A 19,208-nucleotide genomic window follows, 5' to 3' on the forward strand; every position below is an offset into this window, starting at 1 on the left:
CCGTCCGAGGGGCGGCAGCGAAGAAGCGCGGGCACGCCACCAGGCCTTCCCGGGACGGTGGATCAGCCGAGCCGCTCCAGCACCCGCCGTGCCGCGTGCACGCCGGACAGGCCGTGCACGCCGGGGCCGGGCGGGGTGGAGGACGAGCAGAGCCACACCCCGTCCGCGCCGGTCGCGTACGGGTCCGGCCGCCGGGCCGGTCCCAGCGCCAGCCGGGGGAGCGTGAGCGCCCCGCCGAGGATGTCGCCGCCGACGAGCGCGGCGTTGTGGTGCGCCATGCGTGCCGCGGGCACGCACCGGGAGGCGACGACCACGTCGCGGAAACCCGGTGCGAACCGCTCGATCTGCCGGACGACGTCCTGCGTCACGTCCCGGTCGGAGCCGAGCGGCACGTGCGCGTAGGCCCAGAGCGGTCGCAGCCCGCCGGACGCGCGGCCCGGGTCCACCACCGAGGGGTCCGACACCAGGCACACCGGCCGCTCGGCGTGCCGTCCTGCCGCGACGTCGGCCTCCGCCCGGGCGATGTCCGTAAGGGTTCCTGACACGTGGACGGTCCCGGCCCTGCCGACGTCGGCAGCCTCCCACGGGACCGGGCCCGAGAGGACGAGGTCGACCTTGGCCGCCGCGCTGCGCCGGGCGGGCGCCGCGAGCCGGCGCCGGACCGTCGCCGGCATCCGGTCGCCGAACACGGCCGCCACGACCTCGGGCGCCGTGTCGAAGAGGTAGGCCCGGGCGGGCGGCAGGTCCGCGCGGGACGCCACCCGGTGGCCCGTGACGATCTCCCCTCCTGCCGCCTCCAGCGCGGTGACGAGCGCGTCGACGATCGTCCGCGAGCCGCCGCGCGGGACCGGCCATCCGGCGCCGTCGTGCGCCAGCGCCGCGAGCAGCAGCGCCACGGCGGCCGCGGGCACCGAGGGCAGCGGCGTGATCCCGTGGGTGGCGACCCCGGCGAGCAGTGCGGGCGCGACGTCGCCCCGGAAGCCCAGGGCACGCTCGCTCCCGGGCCGGAGCATCGTCCCTGCCGCACCGACCCGGGCGCCCAGGTCGGCGAGCAGGGCCAGGTCCTGCACGCTCGTCGTTCCCCGCAGCACGGTGCCGGGCAGCCGGGACAGGTCGCCGAGGGCCAGCCCGGCGAGCCGGCCGGCGTCCCTGGACAGCCGCCCCACCATCCGCTCCCACGCGCGCCCGTCCGCGCCGAGGCCCTCGACCGTCCGGTCGAGCGAGCGGTAGGCGATCCCGGCCCGCGCGCCCGGGAGCGGCTGTGCGTAGGACACCTCCGGCGTCAGCAGCTCGATGCCCAGCCTCCCCAGGAACGGTGACGCCCAGGCCATCGGGTGTGCCGCCGAGCAGATGTCGTGCACGATCCCGGGTGCGAGGCCGAGGTCGAGCGTGCGGGCGCCGCCACCCGGTGTGTCCTGCTCCTCCAGCACCGTCACGGCCAGGCCGGCGCGGGCGAGCACGACGGCGGCGGCCAGGCCGTTCGGTCCCGCGCCGACGACGACGGCGTCCGTCACGTCGCCTGCTCCCTGCCGGCGGTCCCCGGGGCTCCGGCGACCCGTGCGGCCCCGAAGACCACGGCCGGAGCCGGCCGCCGGGGTCCGGGAGCGGTGCGCCCGCCGGTGCCGGCCGTCGCCCGAGCCGTGGACCAGCGCGCCGGGACGCCCGTGGCCAGGACCACCGCCCAGACCGTCAGCGCCCACGCGGCGTAGTCGATGCCGAGGAACGCCCAGATGCTGCCGTGCATCAGGGTCACCGCGACGGCGAACGGGAGCCGGGCCGGCTGCCAGGCGAGCCACAGCGGCGCCGACAGCTCGAGGGCGAGGGCACCGCCGGCCAGCAGGTTCGGCAGGACGGGGGTGTCCGCGACGAGGTGGATCAGCCCGTCCCCGAAGGGCGAGCTGCCCTGACGCAGGATCCACGCCATCGAGTCGCCGAGCACCCAGTCGGCGCCGCCGTGCGCCACCTTCTGCGCACCGGTCAGGAAGTAGACGCAGCCCAGCACACCGAGCGCCGCCCGGGGCGGCCAGCCCCAGGCCGGGTCCTCGGCCTCCGGCGAGGGCCCGTGCGGCCCGTGCGGCTCGCGTGCGTCGGGCGGAAGGTCCGGCGCCCGGGCGAACAGGAGCGGGAACGCGACCGTGAGGCCCAGGAGGTCGTTGTGCGTGAACTTGCCGGACGCACCCCAGAGCCCCGCCAGCACGAACAGGGCACCCCAGGCGAGGGCGAATCCCGCGCGCGGCGCCCGACGGGTCAGCACGAGCGCGACGCCCGCGAGCCCGGCGACCTGCAGCGCGGTCAGCATCGGCGCCGGGACGGGCCCCGGCAGCCAGCCGAGGACCCAGAGATGCTCGGTGAGCTCGGGCGGTCGCTGCGCGATCAGCGTCCAGTCCCGCGTCGCGAGCCGCAGACCGAACAGGAGCGCCAGCAGCGTCCGCAGGTTGTGGACGCGGCCCCCTGGCCCGGGTGCGACGAGCGCGGCGTCCAGGCGCCGGAGCAGCGTGAGCGCCGCCCGGAGCACGGCGGTCACAGCTCGCCCTCCACGGCGAGAGCGTCCGTCCAGCGGACGTCCAGGACCGTCTCCGACCAGGCGAGCGTCGCGGGGTCCACCACCCGGCGCACCCGCTCGGTGCGCAGGTGCCGGACCTCCGCCGGGTCCAGGCCGGCCTGCTCCAGCCAGGTCGTGAGCATGACCTGGCGGGTGGCGGGGCCGGCGTCGTGGAGCTCCGGGAGGAAGTTCTGGGTGGGTCCCAGCACGGGGTCCGCGCCCCGGCCGACCGCGGCCTCCCGCCCGTCGTCAAGGGTGGCGACCAGCCGGGTGGACGTGACCGTGTCGGTGCGCACGCCGCTGAACAGCTTGTACGCGGACAGCGGCCAGAAGTCGACCTGCGCCACGCCGGCGGCGAGCAGCATGCTGAGCGTGCCATAGGTGACGCGGCGCGCGATCCTCATCGGTCCTCCTCGGTTCAGGAACGGCGGCGGGTCAGGGTGACGCGGGAGCGCGTCACCGTCCAGGCCGCGACGGTGGCCAGGACCGGGACGGCGACGGCGAGGGCGGTGACCTGGAGCCAGGGGACCTCGACCGGATACCTCGACAGCAGCGTCCATCCGATGCCGATCGCGATGCCCGCCACGAGGCCGAGCGCCGACCCGATCACCGAGATCGTCGCGGCCTGCGCGGCGACCACCCGCCGTCGGGCCGACGGCGCCGCGCCCACCGCGGCGAGCGTCGCCAGGTCGGGCCGGGCGTCGACCGCGGACAGGGCGACCGCCGACCATGTCCCGGCCAGCGCGAGGAACACCGCCGCGAGCGCGATGGCCAGGCCGATGATGGGCCGAGCATCGTTGGTCCACGGAGTGGAGAGCGACCCCAGCAGGCTGTCGGAGCCCTGGCCAGGTTGCCTGCCCGTCTCGACCCTGACGTCGAGTGCTCTGTCGGAGGCGAACCCGACGAGCTCTGCGTTGACCCGGGTCTGCAGCAGCGACTTCTGCTCGGAGGTCGGAACGGTCGGGTTCTCGACCAGGTACCCCCCGAGCGCCGGTTCCGCGCCGAGCTCGTCGAGGAGCGCCTCCGGCAGGATCGGGAGGTTCCGGATCCGCTCTCCGGGCACGCCCACGACGGCGGCAGGGAGCACCCTGTCCTCCACGGGCGGGTCGTCGAAGTACGCCCGGACCGTCACGGTCGCGTTCCCGTCGGCGTCGACGTGCGAGGACGGCAGGGGCAGGCGTCCGTCGGCGAGCGCCGCGGCGACGTCGTCGAGGTGTTCCTCGGGGATGCCGAGCGCGTGCAGCAGCTGTCGGTCAGACCCGTCGGTGACGACGGGGCCGGGCCACCGGTTGAAGTCGGGAGACAGGTTGACATCGGGGCCGGCCGGATCGACCGGCAGGACGGTCAGGTCGAGCAGCTCCCGGCGAGGAGCCGGGCTGTTGTCGGCGGACGCGGGGATCACCGCGACCGGGAGGGGCAGGAGCGGGCCGGCGTCGGGGAGCGCCTCGTCGACGAGGGCCTGCAGGCGTTCGGACTCGTCCTCCGCGAAGACGTGCCCGTACCCCTGCGTCACGGCGACCGTCCCGGTCGAGGCCCACGGCCAGTACGGGGTCCCCTCCACCACGACCTTCTCGGCGTCGAAGTAGGTCAACCCGGCGGTGGCCCCGGCCATGGCGACCAGCACGGCCGCGACGGCGGGCACGGTGCGAGCCCGGTAGCGTGCGGCGTCGCGCAGGGCGAAGCGCCATGTCCAGGGCAGCCGGTGGGCGACCCGGCCGAGCAGGGCGACGATGCCGCCGCAGGCGAGGATGAGGCCGAGGTCCGCGACCACGATGCCCGCGGACAGCCCGACGGCCCAGTGCTGGGCGCCGGCCACCACGGCGAGGACGACGCCGCCCACCGCGGCGCTCGCGCCGATGATGGTGGGCCAGCGGGGGGTCGAGACCTCGGGCCGCCGCCCGGCCAGCACGGTGACGACGTCGGCGCGTGCCGCGCGCCGGGCCGGTGGCCAGGCGGAGACGACGGCGAGCAGCACCCCGACCAGGAGGATCGCGGTGAGCGGGCCCACCGGCAGGCGCAGCGCGGGGAGCCGGTCGGGGATCATCTGGGCGAGGACCGCGGTCGCCGCGATCCCGAGACCGACGCCGGCCAGCGATCCTGCCGCCCCGGTGAGCAGCCCGCGGGCGAGCATCACGGCGCGCAGGGTGGGTGCAGGTGCCCCGTTGACGGCCAGCAGCGCGAGCGACCGGGTCTCCCGCCGTGCCCCGACCGCGAAGGCGGGCCCGATGAGCCAGACCGCCTCCAGCAGCCCGACCAGCACCAGCGCGGCGATCACGGAGAGGGACGCCCAGTCGACGTAGCCGGACCACGTGCTCCCGGCGTTCACGGGCGCCGGTGGGTCGAGGAGCACGTCCCTGCTGGTCACGAACGCGCCGGCGGCGTTGATGTCCTGGACGTCGGACCAGGTGACGGGGGCGTCGCCGACCACGTACCACAGCGGGTAGTCGAAGCCGCGGGAGACGACCTCCTGGGGCGGTGTGAGCGGGCCCGACTCCGGCAGCAGCACCGGCGAGATCATGTCGATGGTGCGGGGGACGATGCCGCTGACGGTCGCGGTGGTGGTCGTGCCGTCGGCCAGCTCGACCTCGACGGTGTCGCCGAGGTCGAGTCCCAGGTCCCGGTGCCGTTGGGTCACGGCGATCTCACCGTCGCCGGGCAGGTGCCCCTGCAGCACCGGGAACCGGGCCGCGACGTCGGGCTCGGCGAAGTCGGTCTGCACGGCGACCGACATGGCCGCGCCCTCGCCGTCGTCGAGACGGACCGTGCCCTTGAGCGCCCGGACCAGCTGGTCGTCGTCGGGCAGCTGGCGCTCGATGCTCTGCTCGAGCTCCTGGTACGGCATCGAGACCGCTGTCACCGAGTCGTACTTCGTCCAGCCCACGGCGTCCCAGAACCATAGTGAGCCGTTCCCCTGCCAGAACTGCTCGATCGGCCCTCCGATGCCCTCGATCTTCGCCTGGAGCCCCGGTCCGAGCTCGGCCTCGGTGTCCGCGGGCGCGTACGGCTCGTTGGACTCGAGCGTGGTCATCACGAACGACCCCGCGGCCACGGGCAGCGCCACCATGACCGCGATGAGCACGGCGCGACCCGCGTGCCGGCGCAGGTCGCGCCGGGCGAGCCGGAGCGCGAGCCGCCAGCGGCCGACCACCTGCCGGTACCGGAGACCCGCCGTCGGCCGGTCGGTGCCCGGGATCCTGGCGTTCACGCGTCAGCTCCCTGCAGCTCGCCGCTCTCGTCCAGGCCTGCGCCGTCGGAGCCGGGCCCGCCGCCTTCCACGAGGCCGTCGCGCAGGTGCACGGTCCGGTCCGCCCACGCCGCGTACCGCGCGTCGTGCGTGACGAGCAGTCCCGCCGCGCCGGCGTCGACCCGTGCGCGCAGGAGGCGGATCACCGCGTCGCCGGTCACGGAGTCGAGGGCGCCGGTCGGCTCGTCGGCGAGCACCAGCCGCCGGGGCCCCACCAGGGCGCGGGCGATCGCCACGCGCTGCTGCTGACCGCCGGACAGGTCCTCCGGGAACCGGTCCGCCGCCTCCAGCAGCCCGACCTCGGCCAGCGCCGCCTCGGCGTCGCCCCGCGCGGCACCCGGCCGCATGCCGTCCAGCTCCAGGGGGAGCGCCACGTTCTCCAGCGCGGTGAGCGCGGGCACGAGGTTGAGGTCCTGGAACACGAAGCCGACGTCACGGCGCCGGACGGCGGCGCGCTCGCGCGCTCCCCGGCGTGCGATGTCCGTGCCGGCCACGTGCACGCTGCCCGACGTCGGGGTGTCCAGGCCGCCCGCGACGTTCAGCAGGCTGGACTTGCCGGACCCGGACGGACCCATGACCGCCACGAGCTCGCCCTCGCGGACCGTCAGGTCGATGCCGCGCAGGGCGTGCACCTCGTTCGCGCCGCGGCCGTGGACCTGGGTGACGCCTTTCATCTCCAGCGGGACGTTCATCGCGTCATCTCCTTGGTCAGTGCCCCGGTGGGCTGGTTCGTCGTGGTGTCGCTACCCGCTGTGCCCGCCCGTGCCGGCCCGTACGCCGCGACCGAGGCCTCGACGTGGTCCAGCCAGCGCGCCTCGGCCTCCGCGGCGAAGACCTGGGACTCCAGCACGAGGGAGTGGGCGAGGTCGGCGGCAGGGTCGAGGCCGCGCTTCTGCTTCGTCAGCGCTCTCAGCGCGCGCAGCGTCTCGTCCCGCTGCCGCCGCACGACGGCGGTGACGTCCACCCCGGGGACCGTCACCGCGAGGGCGAGCTTGATGGCCAGCTCGTCGCGGCCCGGCTTCTCGCGTCCGACGGAGGTGACCCACCAGGCCTCGGCCTGGACGGCGCCCGTACCGGTGAGGCGGAACTGCTCGGGCGATCCCTCCGTGCCGTCCGCGACGGGTTCCACGAGACCGTCGCGCTGCAGACGTGCGAGCGTCGTGTACGCCTGCCCGATGTTGAGCGGCCAGGCACCGCCCGTGCGGCGCTCGAACTCCTGGCGCAGCTGGTAGCCGTGCATGGGCTGCTCGCTGAGGAGCGCGAGGAACCCCTGGCGGATGGACACGAGGCGGCTCACTTCCCTGTCGGTTGCTTACTGGGTAACTACCTCTCGGATCGATAGTTACCGAGTAAGCATCCGTTGTCAACGGAAGAGCCGCCGGGGGAACGGGTGAAGGGCGGGCCGGGTGCGGTCGGTCCGCCTGCTGGTCACCACTTCCGTCGTCCGCGCGGCTGTGGCACGATGACCCGCATGACCCCGCGCTTCACCCTGCGACAGGCGATCATCATTTCGTAGCGCGTCCGGAGACACCCCACCGGACGCGCAGACCTTCCACACCCGGAGGGTCTTTTTTTGTTGGTCTGGCGGTTCTGCTCCCGCGGGATCGTCAGCCCTCTCGTCAGCCACATCGTTGGGAGCATCGATGACCACCTCCTCGTTGACCGCCGCCTCGTTCCAGGTGTACGACACGACGTTGCGCGACGGCGCGCAGCAGGAGGGGATGAACCTCTCCGTCTCCGACAAGCTCGCCATCGCGGTGCTTCTCGACGAGCTGGGCGTCGGCTTCATCGAGGGCGGCTGGCCGGGCGCGGTCCCCAAGGACACCGACTTCTTCGCGCGTGCCGCGACCGAGCTCACCCTGAAGAACGCGGTGCTCGCCGCCTTCGGGGCGACCCGGCGGGCGGGCGTCCGGGCGGGCGACGACCAGCAGGTGCGAGCCCTGCTCGATGCCGCGACGCCGGTGGTGACGCTCGTGGCCAAGTCGGACGTGCGGCACGTGGAGCGTGCCCTGAAGACGACGCGCGCCGAGAACCTCGCGATGATCGCCGACACCGTCGCGTTCCTCGTCGCGGAGGGCCGCCGTGTCGTCCTCGACGCCGAGCACTTCTTCGACGGCTACCGGCACGACGCCGAGTACGCGACGAGCGCCGTCACCGCCGCGTTCGAGGCCGGCGCCGAGGTCGTCACGCTCTGCGACACCAACGGCGGCATGCTGCCGACCTGGGTCGGCGAGATCGTGGGGGAGCTGAAGAGCGCGATCACGCCCGGCACCGGGCAGCTGCTCGGCGTGCACGCGCACAACGACAGCGGCTGCGCCGTCGCGAACTCGCTCGCCGCCGTCGAGGCGGGCGCCACGCACGTGCAGGGCACCGTCAACGGGTACGGCGAGCGCACCGGCAACGCCGACCTCGTCACCGTCGTCGCCAACCTTGAGCTGAAGGGCGGCATGTCCCTCCTGGCCGACGACGGCCTGCGGGAGGCCGCCCGGATCTCCCACGCCATCAGCGAGATCACGAACATCTCACCGTTCGCGCGGCAGCCCTACGTCGGGGCGAGCGCGTTCGCGCACAAGGGCGGGCTGCACGCCAGCGCCATCCGCGTGGACCCGGACATGTACCAGCACACCGACCCGACGCTGGTCGGCAACGACATGCGCATGCTCGTCTCGGACATGGCCGGTCGTGCCTCGATCGAGCTCAAGGGCCGGGAGCTGGGCTTCGACCTCGCCGGCCAGGGTGAGCTGCTGTCCCGGGTCACCAACCGCGTGAAGGCGGACGAGGCCGCCGGCTACACCTACGAGGCGGCCGACGCGTCGTTCGAGCTCCTGCTGCGGTCCGAGCTGGGCCGCCGTCCGGAGTTCTACACGGTCGAGTCGTGGCGGACCATCATCGAGACCGTTCCCGCGGGCGCGGCGCCGCCGGCGGTCCACGCGCCCGATGCCGTCGCCGTGGCCGAGGCGACCGTCAAGATCCGGGCCGGCGGTGAGCGGATCGTGACGACGGGCGAGGGCAACGGGCCGGTCAACGCGCTGGACCAGGCGCTGCGGACCGCGTTGTCCCAGGTCTACCCGGAGCTCAGCCGGTTCGAGCTCATCGACTTCAAGGTGCGCATCCTCGACACGGAGCTGGGCACCGACGCGATCACCCGGGTCCTGATCGAGACGACCGACGGCGAGCACTCCTGGTCCACCGTCGGGGTGGGTCCCAACGTGGTCGAGGCCGCCTGGGAGGCGGTCACCGAGGCCTACGTGTACGGCCTGCTGAAGTCGGGCGTAGCCCCCCACCCCTGACCCCCGGAGCGCCGAGGTAGTCGTCTGGCGAGGCCCTCGCCAGACGACTACCTCGGCGGTGGGGAAGGGTCAGGCGACCGGGGTGGCCGGGGTCGCCGGACGGTCCGGCTTGCTGTTGCCCTGGTCCAGGCGCTGGTCGCGCACTGCCTCGTACGTCGCCTTGATGGCGATGGACGAGCGGTCGTACGTGCGCTGCGCGACGCGGACGAACAGGTAGTCCACGACCGTGAGCTGGGCGATGCGGCTCGACATGGCGCCGACCCGGAACTGGGTCTCGCGGGCCGTGGTGGCCAGGACGACGTCGGACACGAGGCCGATCGGCGCGTCCGGGAAGTTCGTGATCGCCGCGGTGAGCGCGCCGCGCTTGCGCGCGATCTCCAGCGCCTGGTTGGTCTCCCGCGTCTGTCCCGAGTGCGAGACGGCGATCGCCACGTGGCCCGGCTCGAGCAGCGCCGACGAGGCGAGCTGCTGGTGCGGGTCGGGGGAGGTGAAGACGAACACGCCGATGCGCTGCAGCTTCATCGCGAGGTCGGCAGCGGCGAGGTTGGACGAACCCACGCCGTAGACGTCGACCCGCTTGGCCTCGGAGATGGCCGTGGCGACCCGCTCGATCGCGTCGGTGTCGATCATCCGGGCGGTCTCTTCGATGGTGCGGGCCTCGTGGAAGGCGATCTTCGAGACGACGGCTTCGATGTCGTCGGTCTGGTTGATCTCACCCTCGGCGATGCCGGAGCGCTCCATCTCCACCTCGCGCCGGCTGGTCGCCTGCGCCAGGTCGATCCGGAACTCGGGGTAGCCGGCGTAGCCCACGGCACGGCAGAACCGCACCACCGTGGCCTGTGACGTGTCCGCGTGACCGGCGAGCTCCGTGATGGTCGACTGGACGACGGTGTTCGGGTCGTCGAGGACCGTCTGCGCCACTCTGGCTTCTGCTGGTCGCAGCGTCGGTAGTGCGCGCCTGAGTCGGACGAGGACGTCACCTGTCATGTCGCATCTCCCGGGATGGGGTGGGGGGTCTAGGGGTCGAGAACTTACACCCGTACCGGGGATTCGGGCACGACGGGGTAGTGAAGGGAGGCGTCAGTGAACGACCGTCGGTCACTGAAGCTCGTCACCGGGCAGCTCGGTCGCCGAGAGCTCAGCAGTGAGGGTTTCCGCGGCCCCCATGTCCTCGGCGGCCTCGTGGAGCGTGTGGTGGCCGTCCACCCGGACGGTGAGCCACGGCCGGAAGCCGGCGACCGACTGCGGCGTCTCGCGCAGGCGCTGGGCCAGCTTGAGCGCGCCGTCGAGCGGCGAACCGGCACTCGGTACCAGCGAGACGTCGGGCCGGTCCTCCGAGAGGTGCTTGGTGAGCGACACCGTGAGCGGCGACTCCTCCTGCACCAGGCGGCCGGTCGTCGACGCGAGCGGCGGGATGCCGCGGCCGAGCGCACTCGACAGCGTGTCGGCGAGGTGCCGCCCGGCCTCCTCGAGGATGCGGATCGACGTGGGGTCGCCCTCGGCCGCCGCGATCATGACCTCGGGGGCCATCGAGGCGAGCTGCCGGGCACGCTCCGCGTTCTTGTAGAACTGGTTGGGCCAGCTCTCGATGAGGCCGAACTTGGCGACCGCTGCTTCCAGCAGGCGCTTCGAGGCGCCACGGGACGCGCCGTCGTGGTAGCGGCCTGCGGCGCGCAGCGCCTCGCCACCGACCCAGACGCCGGCCCCCAGGTCACCGAGCAGGTGGCCCCAGCCATCGGCGCGGCGCCAGCGGCTCACGCCGTCGAAGCCGAACGCCACGGCGCCCGTGCCGACGGAGAGCACGGCTCCGGCGCGGCCGGCCAGGGCGCCGAGGTGGGCGGTGAGCGCGTCACCGGCGACGGCGGTGCGGTTGGTCCGCAGCTCGCGCGCCAGGATGTCGTGCACGTCGGTCGGCTTCTCGACCAGCGAGGTCAGCCCGGTGATGCCGACAGCGGCGGAGGCGACGGGGGCGGTGCTGCCGTCGCTCATCCCGTCGTGGCCCATGCGGGCGGCCCACGCGTTGAAAGACTGGCACAGCGAGGCGACGACCGCCGGAGCGTCGCTGCCGTGGTGGCTCACCTTGACGGCGCGTCCGCTCAGGCTGATGCGCTCGGGGTGTGTGGAGTTGCCGAATTCAGCGACGAGGCGCGAGCCGCTGCCGCCTACGTCGAGAGCGACGACCCAGGCGTCGACCGCCATCTCATCAATACCCTGTGCGAGTTCGGACACCCGGCCATTCTGACATGAAACCAGGGCAAGGTTGTCTAAAGAGAGGAGGAAATTCTGGTCTGTTCTACGACGCCTTCTGGCCAAATTTCGGATGTGCCCGACGCCGGAGTCGTACCTTCCGTACCAAAGGTCGGGCTCCGGCGTCGGGCACCGCAGGCACCGTCGCCTACTGTGAACACGTGCGAGGAGAGTTCAAGGTTCCACACGGAAAACTGGTTCGTGTCGAGACCGAGGTGGTCGAGACGGAGGGGTCGCCCGGCCGGCTGACGGGCACGCGGGTGAGCGGGGACTTCTTCCTCGAACCCGACGAGGCCCTCGAGGCGATGGGGGAGGCCCTCGACGGGCTGCCCGCCGACTCCTCGAAGGCGCAGCTCGCCGAGGCCGTGCGGGGAGCGCTGGAGGGTGCGACCGCCGTCGGGTTCGACGCCGACGCCGTGGCGGTGGCCACCCGGCGCGCGCTGGGCCACGCGACCGCCTGGGAGGACCACGAGTTCCAGGTGATCCGTACTCCCGCGGTGTCACCCCTGCTCAACGTCGCGCTCGACCAGGTCCTGACCGAGGAGCTCGGCGGCGGACGGCGTGGGCCGACCCTGCGGTTCTGGGAGTGGGACGAGTCCGCGGTGATCATCGGATCGTTCCAGTCGCTGAGCAACGAGGTGGACGTCGAGGGTGCCACGCGGCACGGGGCCCGCGTGATCCGGCGGATCTCCGGGGGCGGCGCCATGTTCATGGAGCCCGGCAACACCATCTCGTACTCCCTGTACGCGCCCGGCTCGCTCGTGGACGGGCTGAGCTTCGAGCGGTCCTACGCGTTCCTGGACGACTGGGTGATCGGTGCGCTGCACGGGCTCGGCATCGACGCCGCGTACGTGCCGCTCAACGACATCGCCTCGCCCGCGGGCAAGATCGCCGGGGCGGCCCAGAAGCGGCTGGCCGGGGGCGCCGTCCTGCACCACGCGACGATGGCCTACGACATGGACGCCGACAAGATGACCGACGTGCTGCGGATCGGGCGCGAGAAGCTCAGCGACAAGGGCACCCGCAGCGCGAACAAGCGGGTCGACCCCCTGCGTTCCCAGACCGGGCTCGGCCGCACCGCCGTGATCGACGCGCTCGAGGCGTCGTTCCGTGCGCGGTACCGCACGGTGACCGGCGAGATCACCCCCGCGGAGTGGGCGCTGGCGGACGGCCTGGTCGAGTCGAAGTTCGGTACGCCGGAATGGACCGCGCGCGTTCCCTAGGCCCCGTGCCATGATGAGCAATCACGGTTTGGTAACACCCCTAGCAGATACCTGACTGCGTCAGTAATCTCCACGCAATGCCGCGTATTGGGAAGTTCATTTCTCAGGTATTCCACTGGCTACTCTCGCGGCACCGAGCGGAAGGAAGCCGAACGATGACTCGAGCGATGCGGCGGCCCATAGCGGCAGCCATCGGTGCACTGCTTGTCGCGGCCACGACGGCCGCCTGCGGCGGCGGCAGCGGCAACGACGCGGACGAGGGTGACGACACCCTGGACGTCTGGATCATGCAGGGTACGAACCCGGACGCCGACGACTTCTTCGCCGAGGTCTCGACCGCGTTCGAGGAGGAGACCGGAGCGACCCTCGAGGTGGAGTTCGTCGAGTGGGGCGACGCCCACGACCGGTTCGTCACCTCCATCGCCGGCGGCACGACGCCGGACGTCGCCGAGACCGGCACCACCTGGACCCCCGAGTTCGCCGACGCCGGCGCGCTCGCACCGCTCGACGAGCACGTGGACGGCGCCGGTGTCACGGACGACCTGGTCGAAGGGCTCGTCGAGGCCGGGACGTACGACGGGCAGCTCTACGGCATGCCCTGGTACGCCGGGGTGCGCTCGCTGGTCTACAACACCGAGATGTTCGAGCAGGCCGGCGTCGAGCCGCCCACCACGTGGGCCGAGCTGGAGGACGCGGCCGCCGCGCTGAAGAAGGAGTTCCCGGACAAGATCGCCGTGGCCGTCCCCGGTGACGCCGAGTTCACCGTCTACCCGTGGGTGTGGGGCGCGGGCGGCGAGGTCGCCACGCTCGAGGGCGAGACCTGGACCTCGCACCTCGACAGCCCCGAGTCGCAGGAGGGCATCGAGTTCTGGACGGGCCTGGCCACCGAGGGCGGCTACTCGTCCGCCGGTGCGACCACGTGGCGCGAGACCGACGTGCTCGACTCGTTCGCGGCGGGCGACGTCGGCATGGCCGTCATGGGCTCGTGGACACCGGGCGCGATCGTCGACGCCAACGCCGACATGGAAGGCAAGTTCGCGGCCGTGCCGATTCCCGGCAAGGACGGCGGCATCTCCCCGTCCGTGCTGGGCGGCTCGCACCTGAGCATGTTCGAGACGGCCGAGGACAAGGACCTGGCCTTCGCGTTCATCGAGATGATGACCACCGGCGAGTTCGCACAGCAGTGGGGCCAGGAGTCCGGGTACTTCCCGGGCCAGGTCTCGCTGCTGGACGAGACCCTCGAGAGCACCGACCCGCTCGTGGCGCCGTTCGCCGAGCAGTTCGTCGACGGCGGCGCATCCGTGCCGGCCGCGCCCACCTACGGCGCGGTGCAGGCCAAGGCCACCACGAGCACCATGATGCAGTCGATCCTCTCGGGCGACGCGGACGTCGCGACGGCGAGCGAGGCCGCCGCCGAGGAGATGACGAACATCCTGAACGGGTCTGAGTGACTCAGCAGCTGACCGCGGCGCCGCCGCGGATCGGTCGGGCCAGGGCCGCCATCGTGCGGCCCTGGCTGCTGCTCGCCCCCGCGCTGCTGGTCCTGGCGGTGCTGCTGCTGTGGCCGCTGGTGCGGGTGTTCCTCTTCTCCCTGCAGGACTACGGCCTGCGGGAGATCACCACCGGTGAGCCGAACTGGATCGGCGCCGACAACTACGCCGGGATCCTGTCCACGCCCGAGCTGTGGACGGTCGTGCTGCCCAACACCATCGGGTTCGCCGTCCTGGCCGTCGCGGGCACCGTCGCGTTCGGCACGGGTGTGGCGGTGCTGCTCGCCTCGCTCGGGACCTTCTGGCGCACCGTCACCTCCAGCGCGATCATGGCGGCCTGGGCCATGCCTGCGGTCACCGGCACCTACGTGTGGGTCTGGATCTTCGACGCCGACCGCGGCGTCTTCAACGACGTCCTGATGGGTCTCGGTCTGCTGGACGACCCCACCAACTGGTTCACCAACCGCTGGACGTTCTACGCCATCGTGCTGCTCAACGTGATCCACCACGGCTTCCCGTTCGTCGCGGTCACGGTGCTCGCCGGCCTCCTCGGCGTGCCGAAGGAGATGCTGGAGGCCGCGGAGATGGACGGCGCCGGAGCGTTCCGCCGGTTCTTCTCGATCATCGTCCCGCAGCTGCGGCAGGTGTTCGCCGTCGTGATCATCCTGTCGACCATCTGGGACTTCAAGGTGTTCGCCCAGGTGTACCTCATGCCCGGTGGCGCGGGATCGAACCGGTCGGTGCTGAACCTCGGCGTGTGGTCGTACGTCGAGTCGTTCGGGCAGAACCGGTACGGCTTCGGGTCGGCGATCGCCGTGCTGCTGACCGCGCTGCTGCTCGTGATCACCGCGGTCTACGTCCGCACCGTGCTGGCGGAGGAGGAACGATGAGCACCACCCGCACGGCCCCCACCCTGCGCCCGCTGCGCCGCACCGCGCGCCGCTCGCCGCTGCGCCAGCTCGGCAAGGGGGTGCTCGTCGCCCTCCTGCTGGCCTTCACGCTGTTCCCCGTCTACTGGATGCTGAACAGCTCGCTGGACGCGCAGGCCGGCCACACCAGCAGCTTCTGGCCCGCAGAGCCGACGCTCGACCACTACGCGTTCGTGCTCACCGAGGGCGGGTTCGGCACGTTCCTGCGCAACTCGCTGCTCGTGGCGCTCGGCACGGTCCTCGTCTCGTCCGCGCTCGCCCTGCTGGCCTCCGTGGCGGTGGCCCGCTTCCGGTTCCGGATGCGCACCCAGATCCTCATGCTGGTGCTGATCGTGCAGATGGTGCCGCTCGAGGCGCTCGTCATCCCGCTGTTCGTGCAGGTGCGTGACCTGCAGCTGCTCGGGACCCTGATCGGCCTCGTCGTGGTGTACGTGGCGCTCGCCCTGCCGTTCGGGATCTGGATGCTGCGCGGTTTCGTCGCGGCGGTGCCGGTCGAGCTGGAGGAGGCCGCCTACCTCGACGGTGCCAGCTGGGGCCGGATGTTCTGGTCGGTCCTGCTGCCCCTCGTCGCGCCCGGCCTGGTCGCCACCAGCATCTTCGGCTTCATCACCGCGTGGAACGAGTTCATCTTCGCCATGACCATGCTCGGCGGGGCGACGGAGAACTACACGGTGGCGATCGGCCTCCGGTCGTTCTTCGGCATCCACTCCAACGACTGGGGCGCCATCATGGCGGCGTCCACGATCATCACCGTGCCCGTGATGATCTTCTTCATCCTGGTCCAGCGCCGCCTCGCGTCGGGTCTCACCGCGGGGGCCGTGAAGGCATGACCACGGAGCCCGCCGGGCCGGACCGCACGCAGCGCGCCGTCAACGGCGTGCTCCTGCCCGGCTTCGAGGGCACGCGCGTCCCGGACCGGCTGGCCGACGCCGCCCGCGCCGGCCTGGCCGGCGTCGTCTACTTCGCGCGGAACACGCCGGACGTCGCCACCACCGCCGCGCTGTCCGCCGCCCTGCACTCGGCCTCGCCCGACCTGCTGATCGCCGTCGACGAGGAAGGCGGCGACGTGTCCCGGCTCGAAGCGGTCAGCGGGTCGTCCCTGCCCGGCGCCGCAGCACTCGGCGCCCACCCCGGCGGAGCGGCCGTCTCGCTGGACGCCGGCCGGGCACTGGGCCGCCTGCTCGCCGCCACCGGCATCGACCTCCTCCTCGGCCCGGTGCTCGACGTCGTCTCCGAGCCGGACAACCCGGTGATCGGCGTGCGCGCCTTCGGCACCACGCCCGACGACGTCACCCGGCACGGCACGGCGTTCGCCCGCGGCGTGCGCAGCGCCGGGGTCGGCGTCTGCGGCAAGCACTTCCCCGGCCACGGTGCCACCACCGTGGACTCCCACGTAGGACTACCCGTCGTGGACGAGCCGCTCGACGCCGTCCGGGCGCGCGACCTGCTCCCGTTCGCGCGCGCCCTGCGGCCCGAGGGGCGGGACGCCGGCCAGTCCGTCCTCGACGCCGTCATGACCGCCCACGTGCTCTTCCCCGCGCTCGGCCCGGCCCCCGCCTCCATCGAGCCCGCCGCCACCCGGCTCCTGCGCGAGCTCGGCCACGCGGGCCCGATCATCACCGACGCCCTCGACATGGGCGCCCTGCGCCAGCTCACCGGCTCCGTGGGGGAGGCCGCCGTCCGCGCCGTCGAGGCGGGCGCCGACCTGCTCTGCCTCGGGCTCGACCCGGCCCTGTACACCGAGTCGTACGACGCGCTGAGCCGGGCGGTCGCCGCCGGCCGCCTGACCGTCGAACGGCTCGAGGAGTCCGCGACACGCACACAGGCGCTCGTGACGGCACTCCGGGACCGGCGGTCGGCGGCCGGGACGGCGACCGGCGTCGACGCCGCGAAGGAGGCGCTCGCGGACCTGTCCGAGGTCGGTGCGTGCATCGCGGACGCCGTCGTGCACGTGCGGGGCGCCCGTCTGGTGCCGCTCCCGCCCGAGGCCGAGCCCGACGTGGTCGACCTCCGGACCCGGCTGGACCACGCCGCCGGACGGATTGCCCGGCACGTGCAGGCCGCCGTCGGCGCGGCGTGGCCAGGGGCCAGGATGACCCCGGACGAGGGCGGCGAGATGCCTGGTGACGGAGGCGGCGATGCCGTGGCGGGCGAACTCGGTCCGGACGAACATGGACTTGCGGTGCTTATTGCCCGATTCTCCCGGTACGGTGTATCGGCGGATCTCGACAGAGTTGGCACGAAACGTGGCGCAGAATTTCCTGGGGTCGGTCCCCGGGTCGCGTCCCGCTCCCGACCGCTCGTCGTGATCACCCGTGAACCCGTCCCGGGTTCGGCGGAACGCACCAGGCTGGAACGGCTCTGGGCGGTCCGGCCGGATCTCGTCGTGGTCCACACGGGCCTTCCCGGTCCGGTCGACGACTGGTTCGGGGCGTTGAGTGGTGGTGGCCCGGCTGTCGTGGTGGCGTGCGGGACGGGACGAGCGAACGCGGTGGCCGCCGTCGAACGCCTCCGCGGCCCCGCGAGCAGCCAGGACGGCGAAGAGCAGCACAGCAGCGAGCAGTGATGAGCAGCGATGAGCAGTGAGCAGCACACGTTTCACCAGCAGCACAGGGTCCAGGAGTACAGAGCACGGAGAACGAAAGGGGCTCGCCGATGATCGCGGAGGCGGGATTCGAACGGCACGCACAGGCGACGCCGCGCCCGGTCTCACCCACCGAGGAGCGCAACCCGCGCACACGTGACATCGACGTGGTCTCCACGGCGGAGATGGTGCGCATGATCACCGACGAGGACGCCGCCGTCATCGCCGCGGTCCGTGCGGCGCACCCGCGCATCGTCGAGGCGATCGACCTCGCGGTGGACGGGATCCGTGCCGGGGGGCGGGTGCACTACGTGGGCTCGGGCACCTCGGGCCGCATGGGCCTGCTCGATGCCGCGGAGCTGCTGCCCACCTACGGCGTGGGGGAGGAGATGTTCGTACCCCACCTCGCGGGCGGCCTGAACGCGTTCAAGAAGGCGGCAGAGGGCGCGGAGGACGACGTCGAGGCGGGCGGCGCGCTCGTCGCCGACGTCGGGCCGGCCGACATCGTGTTCGGGATCGCCGCCAGCGGTGGCACCCCGTACGTCGGGGGAGCGCTCGACATGGGCCGTGCCCGCGGGGCGCGGACCGTGCTGCTCGCGTCGAACCCCTTCGCCGCGCTGGCGCCGAGGGCGGACGTGCCGATCCTGGTGAACACCGGTCCCGAGGCCATCACGGGCTCCACCCGCATGAAGGCGGGCACCGCCCAGAAGATGGTGCTCAACACCTTCTCGACGGCGGTCATGGTGCGGCTCGGAAAGACCTACTCGAACCTCATGGTCGAGGTGCTCGCGACCAACCACAAGCTGCGCCGGCGGCTGGTCCGCCTGCTGACGCAGGCCACGGACCTGGAGCCGGACGTGTGCGAGAACGCCCTGGCCGCGACCGACGGCGACCTCCGGGCCGCCCTCGTGATGCTCGTGGCGGGTGTGGACCGGGCCGCGGCCACGCGGGCCCTGGCCGTCGAGCCCGGCCGGGTCGGCGGGCCGTCCGTACGCGAGGCGCTCGCGACGCTGGGCATCGAGCCGGCCTAGCGGCAGGTCAGGCGGGGACCGCCAGCTGGGCGGGGCTGGCCGGGGCGTGCGCGTTGCTCACGTCGGCGGCCAGCTTCGCCACCAGGATGTCGCCGCCCTTGGTGAGCTGCTGCCCGCGCTCCTCGAACCCGAGGCGGCCGTGGAAACGCAGCGACCCGGGGTTCGGCGGGTTCAGGTTGACCTCGCAGGTGACGACGTCGTGCCCGGCGGTACGGGCGGCGTCGAACACCGCGTCGTAGAAGAGGCGGCCGATGCCGCGGCCGCGTGCCTGCTCGCCCACCACGATGCGGTCCACGTACAGGTGGTCCAGGCCGCGCTCCTCGAACCAGGCGTAGTTCTCGCCGGACCAGTCCTCGCCGCCGTCGAGCGCGACGACGAAGCCGAGAGCGTCCGCCGGGGTCCCCGGGTCGACCGCGACCAGGGCCAGCGACGAGGCGTCGAGCAGCTCGACCATGTCGTCGGCAGGGGTCTCCGGGACGGCGGGGATCGAGGCGTTGTTCAGCGTGACCAGGCGAGAGACGTCGGCGTCAGTGGCGGGGCGCAGCAGGGTGGCCGTAGGCATGGCGCGATCACTCCAGGGAGTTGGTGGGGGGACCGACGACTTTATCCGGTTCGCCCCCGCAGGTCT

16 protein-coding genes are annotated in these 19,208 nt (G+C 72.8%); 7 read left to right on the top strand and 9 right to left on the bottom strand.

Annotated features, from left to right (window positions below; all coding sequences use genetic code 11):
• Positions 1 to 62 precede the first annotated feature (62 nt).
• The 6 genes from LUM46_RS05175 to LUM46_RS05200 are packed head-to-tail and all read right to left on the bottom strand — an operon-like array spanning position 63 to position 7,071.
• A complete protein-coding gene (locus LUM46_RS05175; RefSeq protein ID WP_274992716.1) occupies positions 63 to 1,514 on the bottom strand; it encodes a phytoene desaturase family protein in 1,452 nt (483 codons plus the stop codon).
• Positions 1,511 to 2,524 (bottom strand): hypothetical protein, encoded by a 1,014-nt coding sequence (locus tag LUM46_RS05180; RefSeq protein WP_274992717.1) that lies wholly within the window; start codon positions 2,522 to 2,524, stop codon positions 1,511 to 1,513. The genes LUM46_RS05175 and LUM46_RS05180 overlap by 4 nt, the downstream gene beginning before the upstream one ends.
• Entirely contained in the window at positions 2,521 to 2,946 is a 426-nt protein-coding gene (locus LUM46_RS05185) for a hypothetical protein (RefSeq protein ID WP_274992718.1), read from the bottom strand. Before LUM46_RS05185 ends, LUM46_RS05180 begins: the two co-directional genes overlap by 4 nt.
• 14 nt (positions 2,947 to 2,960) lie before the next feature.
• Positions 2,961 to 5,747 (bottom strand): FtsX-like permease family protein, encoded by a 2,787-nt coding sequence (locus LUM46_RS05190; RefSeq protein ID WP_274992719.1) that lies wholly within the window; start codon positions 5,745 to 5,747, stop codon positions 2,961 to 2,963.
• Positions 5,744 to 6,478: an ABC transporter ATP-binding protein gene (locus LUM46_RS05195; RefSeq protein ID WP_274992720.1), complete on the bottom strand. Its 735-nt coding sequence runs from the start codon at positions 6,476 to 6,478 to the stop codon at positions 5,744 to 5,746. The genes LUM46_RS05190 and LUM46_RS05195 overlap by 4 nt, the downstream gene beginning before the upstream one ends.
• A complete protein-coding gene (locus LUM46_RS05200; RefSeq protein WP_274992721.1) occupies positions 6,475 to 7,071 on the bottom strand; it encodes a PadR family transcriptional regulator in 597 nt (198 codons plus the stop codon). The genes LUM46_RS05195 and LUM46_RS05200 overlap by 4 nt, the downstream gene beginning before the upstream one ends.
• 358 nt (positions 7,072 to 7,429) lie before the next feature.
• Here LUM46_RS05200 and cimA point away from each other — a divergent pair, with 358 nt between their 5' ends.
• A complete protein-coding gene (gene cimA / locus LUM46_RS05205) occupies positions 7,430 to 9,076 on the top strand; it encodes a citramalate synthase (protein WP_274992722.1) in 1,647 nt (548 codons plus the stop codon).
• Positions 9,077 to 9,145: 69 nt separating this feature from the next.
• Here the strand turns inward: cimA and LUM46_RS05210 are convergent, their stop codons facing one another.
• Entirely contained in the window at positions 9,146 to 10,063 is a 918-nt protein-coding gene (locus tag LUM46_RS05210; protein WP_274992723.1) for a MurR/RpiR family transcriptional regulator, read from the bottom strand.
• A 111-nt stretch (positions 10,064 to 10,174) separates the two neighbouring features.
• Positions 10,175 to 11,305, bottom strand: coding sequence for an N-acetylglucosamine kinase (locus LUM46_RS05215; protein WP_274992724.1), 1,131 nt, complete (start codon positions 11,303 to 11,305; stop codon positions 10,175 to 10,177).
• 179 nt (positions 11,306 to 11,484) lie between these two features.
• On the opposite strand from LUM46_RS05215, the gene LUM46_RS05220 reads away from it, so the two are divergent.
• The 6 genes from LUM46_RS05220 (at position 11,485) to murQ (ending at position 18,580) form a co-directional block, all read left to right on the top strand.
• Positions 11,485 to 12,546 (top strand): lipoate-protein ligase small subunit, encoded by a 1,062-nt coding sequence (locus LUM46_RS05220; RefSeq protein ID WP_274992725.1) that lies wholly within the window; start codon positions 11,485 to 11,487, stop codon positions 12,544 to 12,546.
• 155 nt (positions 12,547 to 12,701) lie between these two features.
• Complete coding sequence (locus LUM46_RS05225) at positions 12,702 to 13,997, top strand: sugar ABC transporter substrate-binding protein (RefSeq protein ID WP_310243087.1); 1,296 nt, start codon at positions 12,702 to 12,704, stop codon at positions 13,995 to 13,997.
• Positions 13,994 to 14,926, top strand: a complete 933-nt coding sequence (locus tag LUM46_RS05230; RefSeq protein WP_274992727.1) for a carbohydrate ABC transporter permease — start codon at positions 13,994 to 13,996, stop codon at positions 14,924 to 14,926. The genes LUM46_RS05225 and LUM46_RS05230 overlap by 4 nt, the downstream gene beginning before the upstream one ends.
• Positions 14,923 to 15,795 (top strand): carbohydrate ABC transporter permease, encoded by an 873-nt coding sequence (locus tag LUM46_RS05235; RefSeq protein ID WP_274992728.1) that lies wholly within the window; start codon positions 14,923 to 14,925, stop codon positions 15,793 to 15,795. Before LUM46_RS05230 ends, LUM46_RS05235 begins: the two co-directional genes overlap by 4 nt.
• Entirely contained in the window at positions 15,792 to 17,531 is a 1,740-nt protein-coding gene (locus LUM46_RS05240) for a glycoside hydrolase family 3 N-terminal domain-containing protein (protein ID WP_274992729.1), read from the top strand. Before LUM46_RS05235 ends, LUM46_RS05240 begins: the two co-directional genes overlap by 4 nt.
• Before the next feature lie 89 nt (positions 17,532 to 17,620).
• Complete coding sequence (murQ, locus tag LUM46_RS05245) at positions 17,621 to 18,580, top strand: N-acetylmuramic acid 6-phosphate etherase (RefSeq protein WP_274992730.1); 960 nt, start codon at positions 17,621 to 17,623, stop codon at positions 18,578 to 18,580.
• Positions 18,581 to 18,587: 7 nt separating this feature from the next.
• Here murQ and LUM46_RS05250 read toward each other — a convergent pair whose 3' ends face one another.
• Complete coding sequence (locus LUM46_RS05250) at positions 18,588 to 19,142, bottom strand: GNAT family N-acetyltransferase (RefSeq protein WP_274992731.1); 555 nt, start codon at positions 19,140 to 19,142, stop codon at positions 18,588 to 18,590.
• Positions 19,143 to 19,208 lie beyond the last annotated feature (66 nt).

It is taken from the genome of Promicromonospora iranensis (assembly GCF_028994805.1).
GTDB classification, from domain to species: Bacteria; Actinomycetota; Actinomycetes; order Actinomycetales; family Cellulomonadaceae; genus Promicromonospora; species Promicromonospora iranensis.

Excerpts from the sequence above, each read along its gene's own strand:
- cimA (WP_274992722.1), top strand. The coding sequence starts at position 7,430 with ATGACCACCTCCTCGTTGACCGCCGCCTCGTTCCAGGTGTACGACACG.
- LUM46_RS05210 (WP_274992723.1), bottom strand. The coding sequence starts at position 10,063 with ATGACAGGTGACGTCCTCGTCCGACTCAGGCGCGCACTACCGACGCTG.
- LUM46_RS05235 (WP_274992728.1), top strand. The coding sequence starts at position 14,923 with ATGAGCACCACCCGCACGGCCCCCACCCTGCGCCCGCTGCGCCGCACC.
- LUM46_RS05240 (WP_274992729.1), top strand. The coding sequence starts at position 15,792 with ATGACCACGGAGCCCGCCGGGCCGGACCGCACGCAGCGCGCCGTCAAC.
- murQ (WP_274992730.1), top strand. The coding sequence starts at position 17,621 with ATGATCGCGGAGGCGGGATTCGAACGGCACGCACAGGCGACGCCGCGC.
- LUM46_RS05225 (WP_310243087.1), top strand. The coding sequence starts at position 12,702 with ATGACTCGAGCGATGCGGCGGCCCATAGCGGCAGCCATCGGTGCACTG.
- LUM46_RS05195 (WP_274992720.1), bottom strand. The coding sequence starts at position 6,478 with ATGAACGTCCCGCTGGAGATGAAAGGCGTCACCCAGGTCCACGGCCGC.
- LUM46_RS05185 (WP_274992718.1), bottom strand. The coding sequence starts at position 2,946 with ATGAGGATCGCGCGCCGCGTCACCTATGGCACGCTCAGCATGCTGCTC.
- LUM46_RS05250 (WP_274992731.1), bottom strand. The coding sequence starts at position 19,142 with ATGCCTACGGCCACCCTGCTGCGCCCCGCCACTGACGCCGACGTCTCT.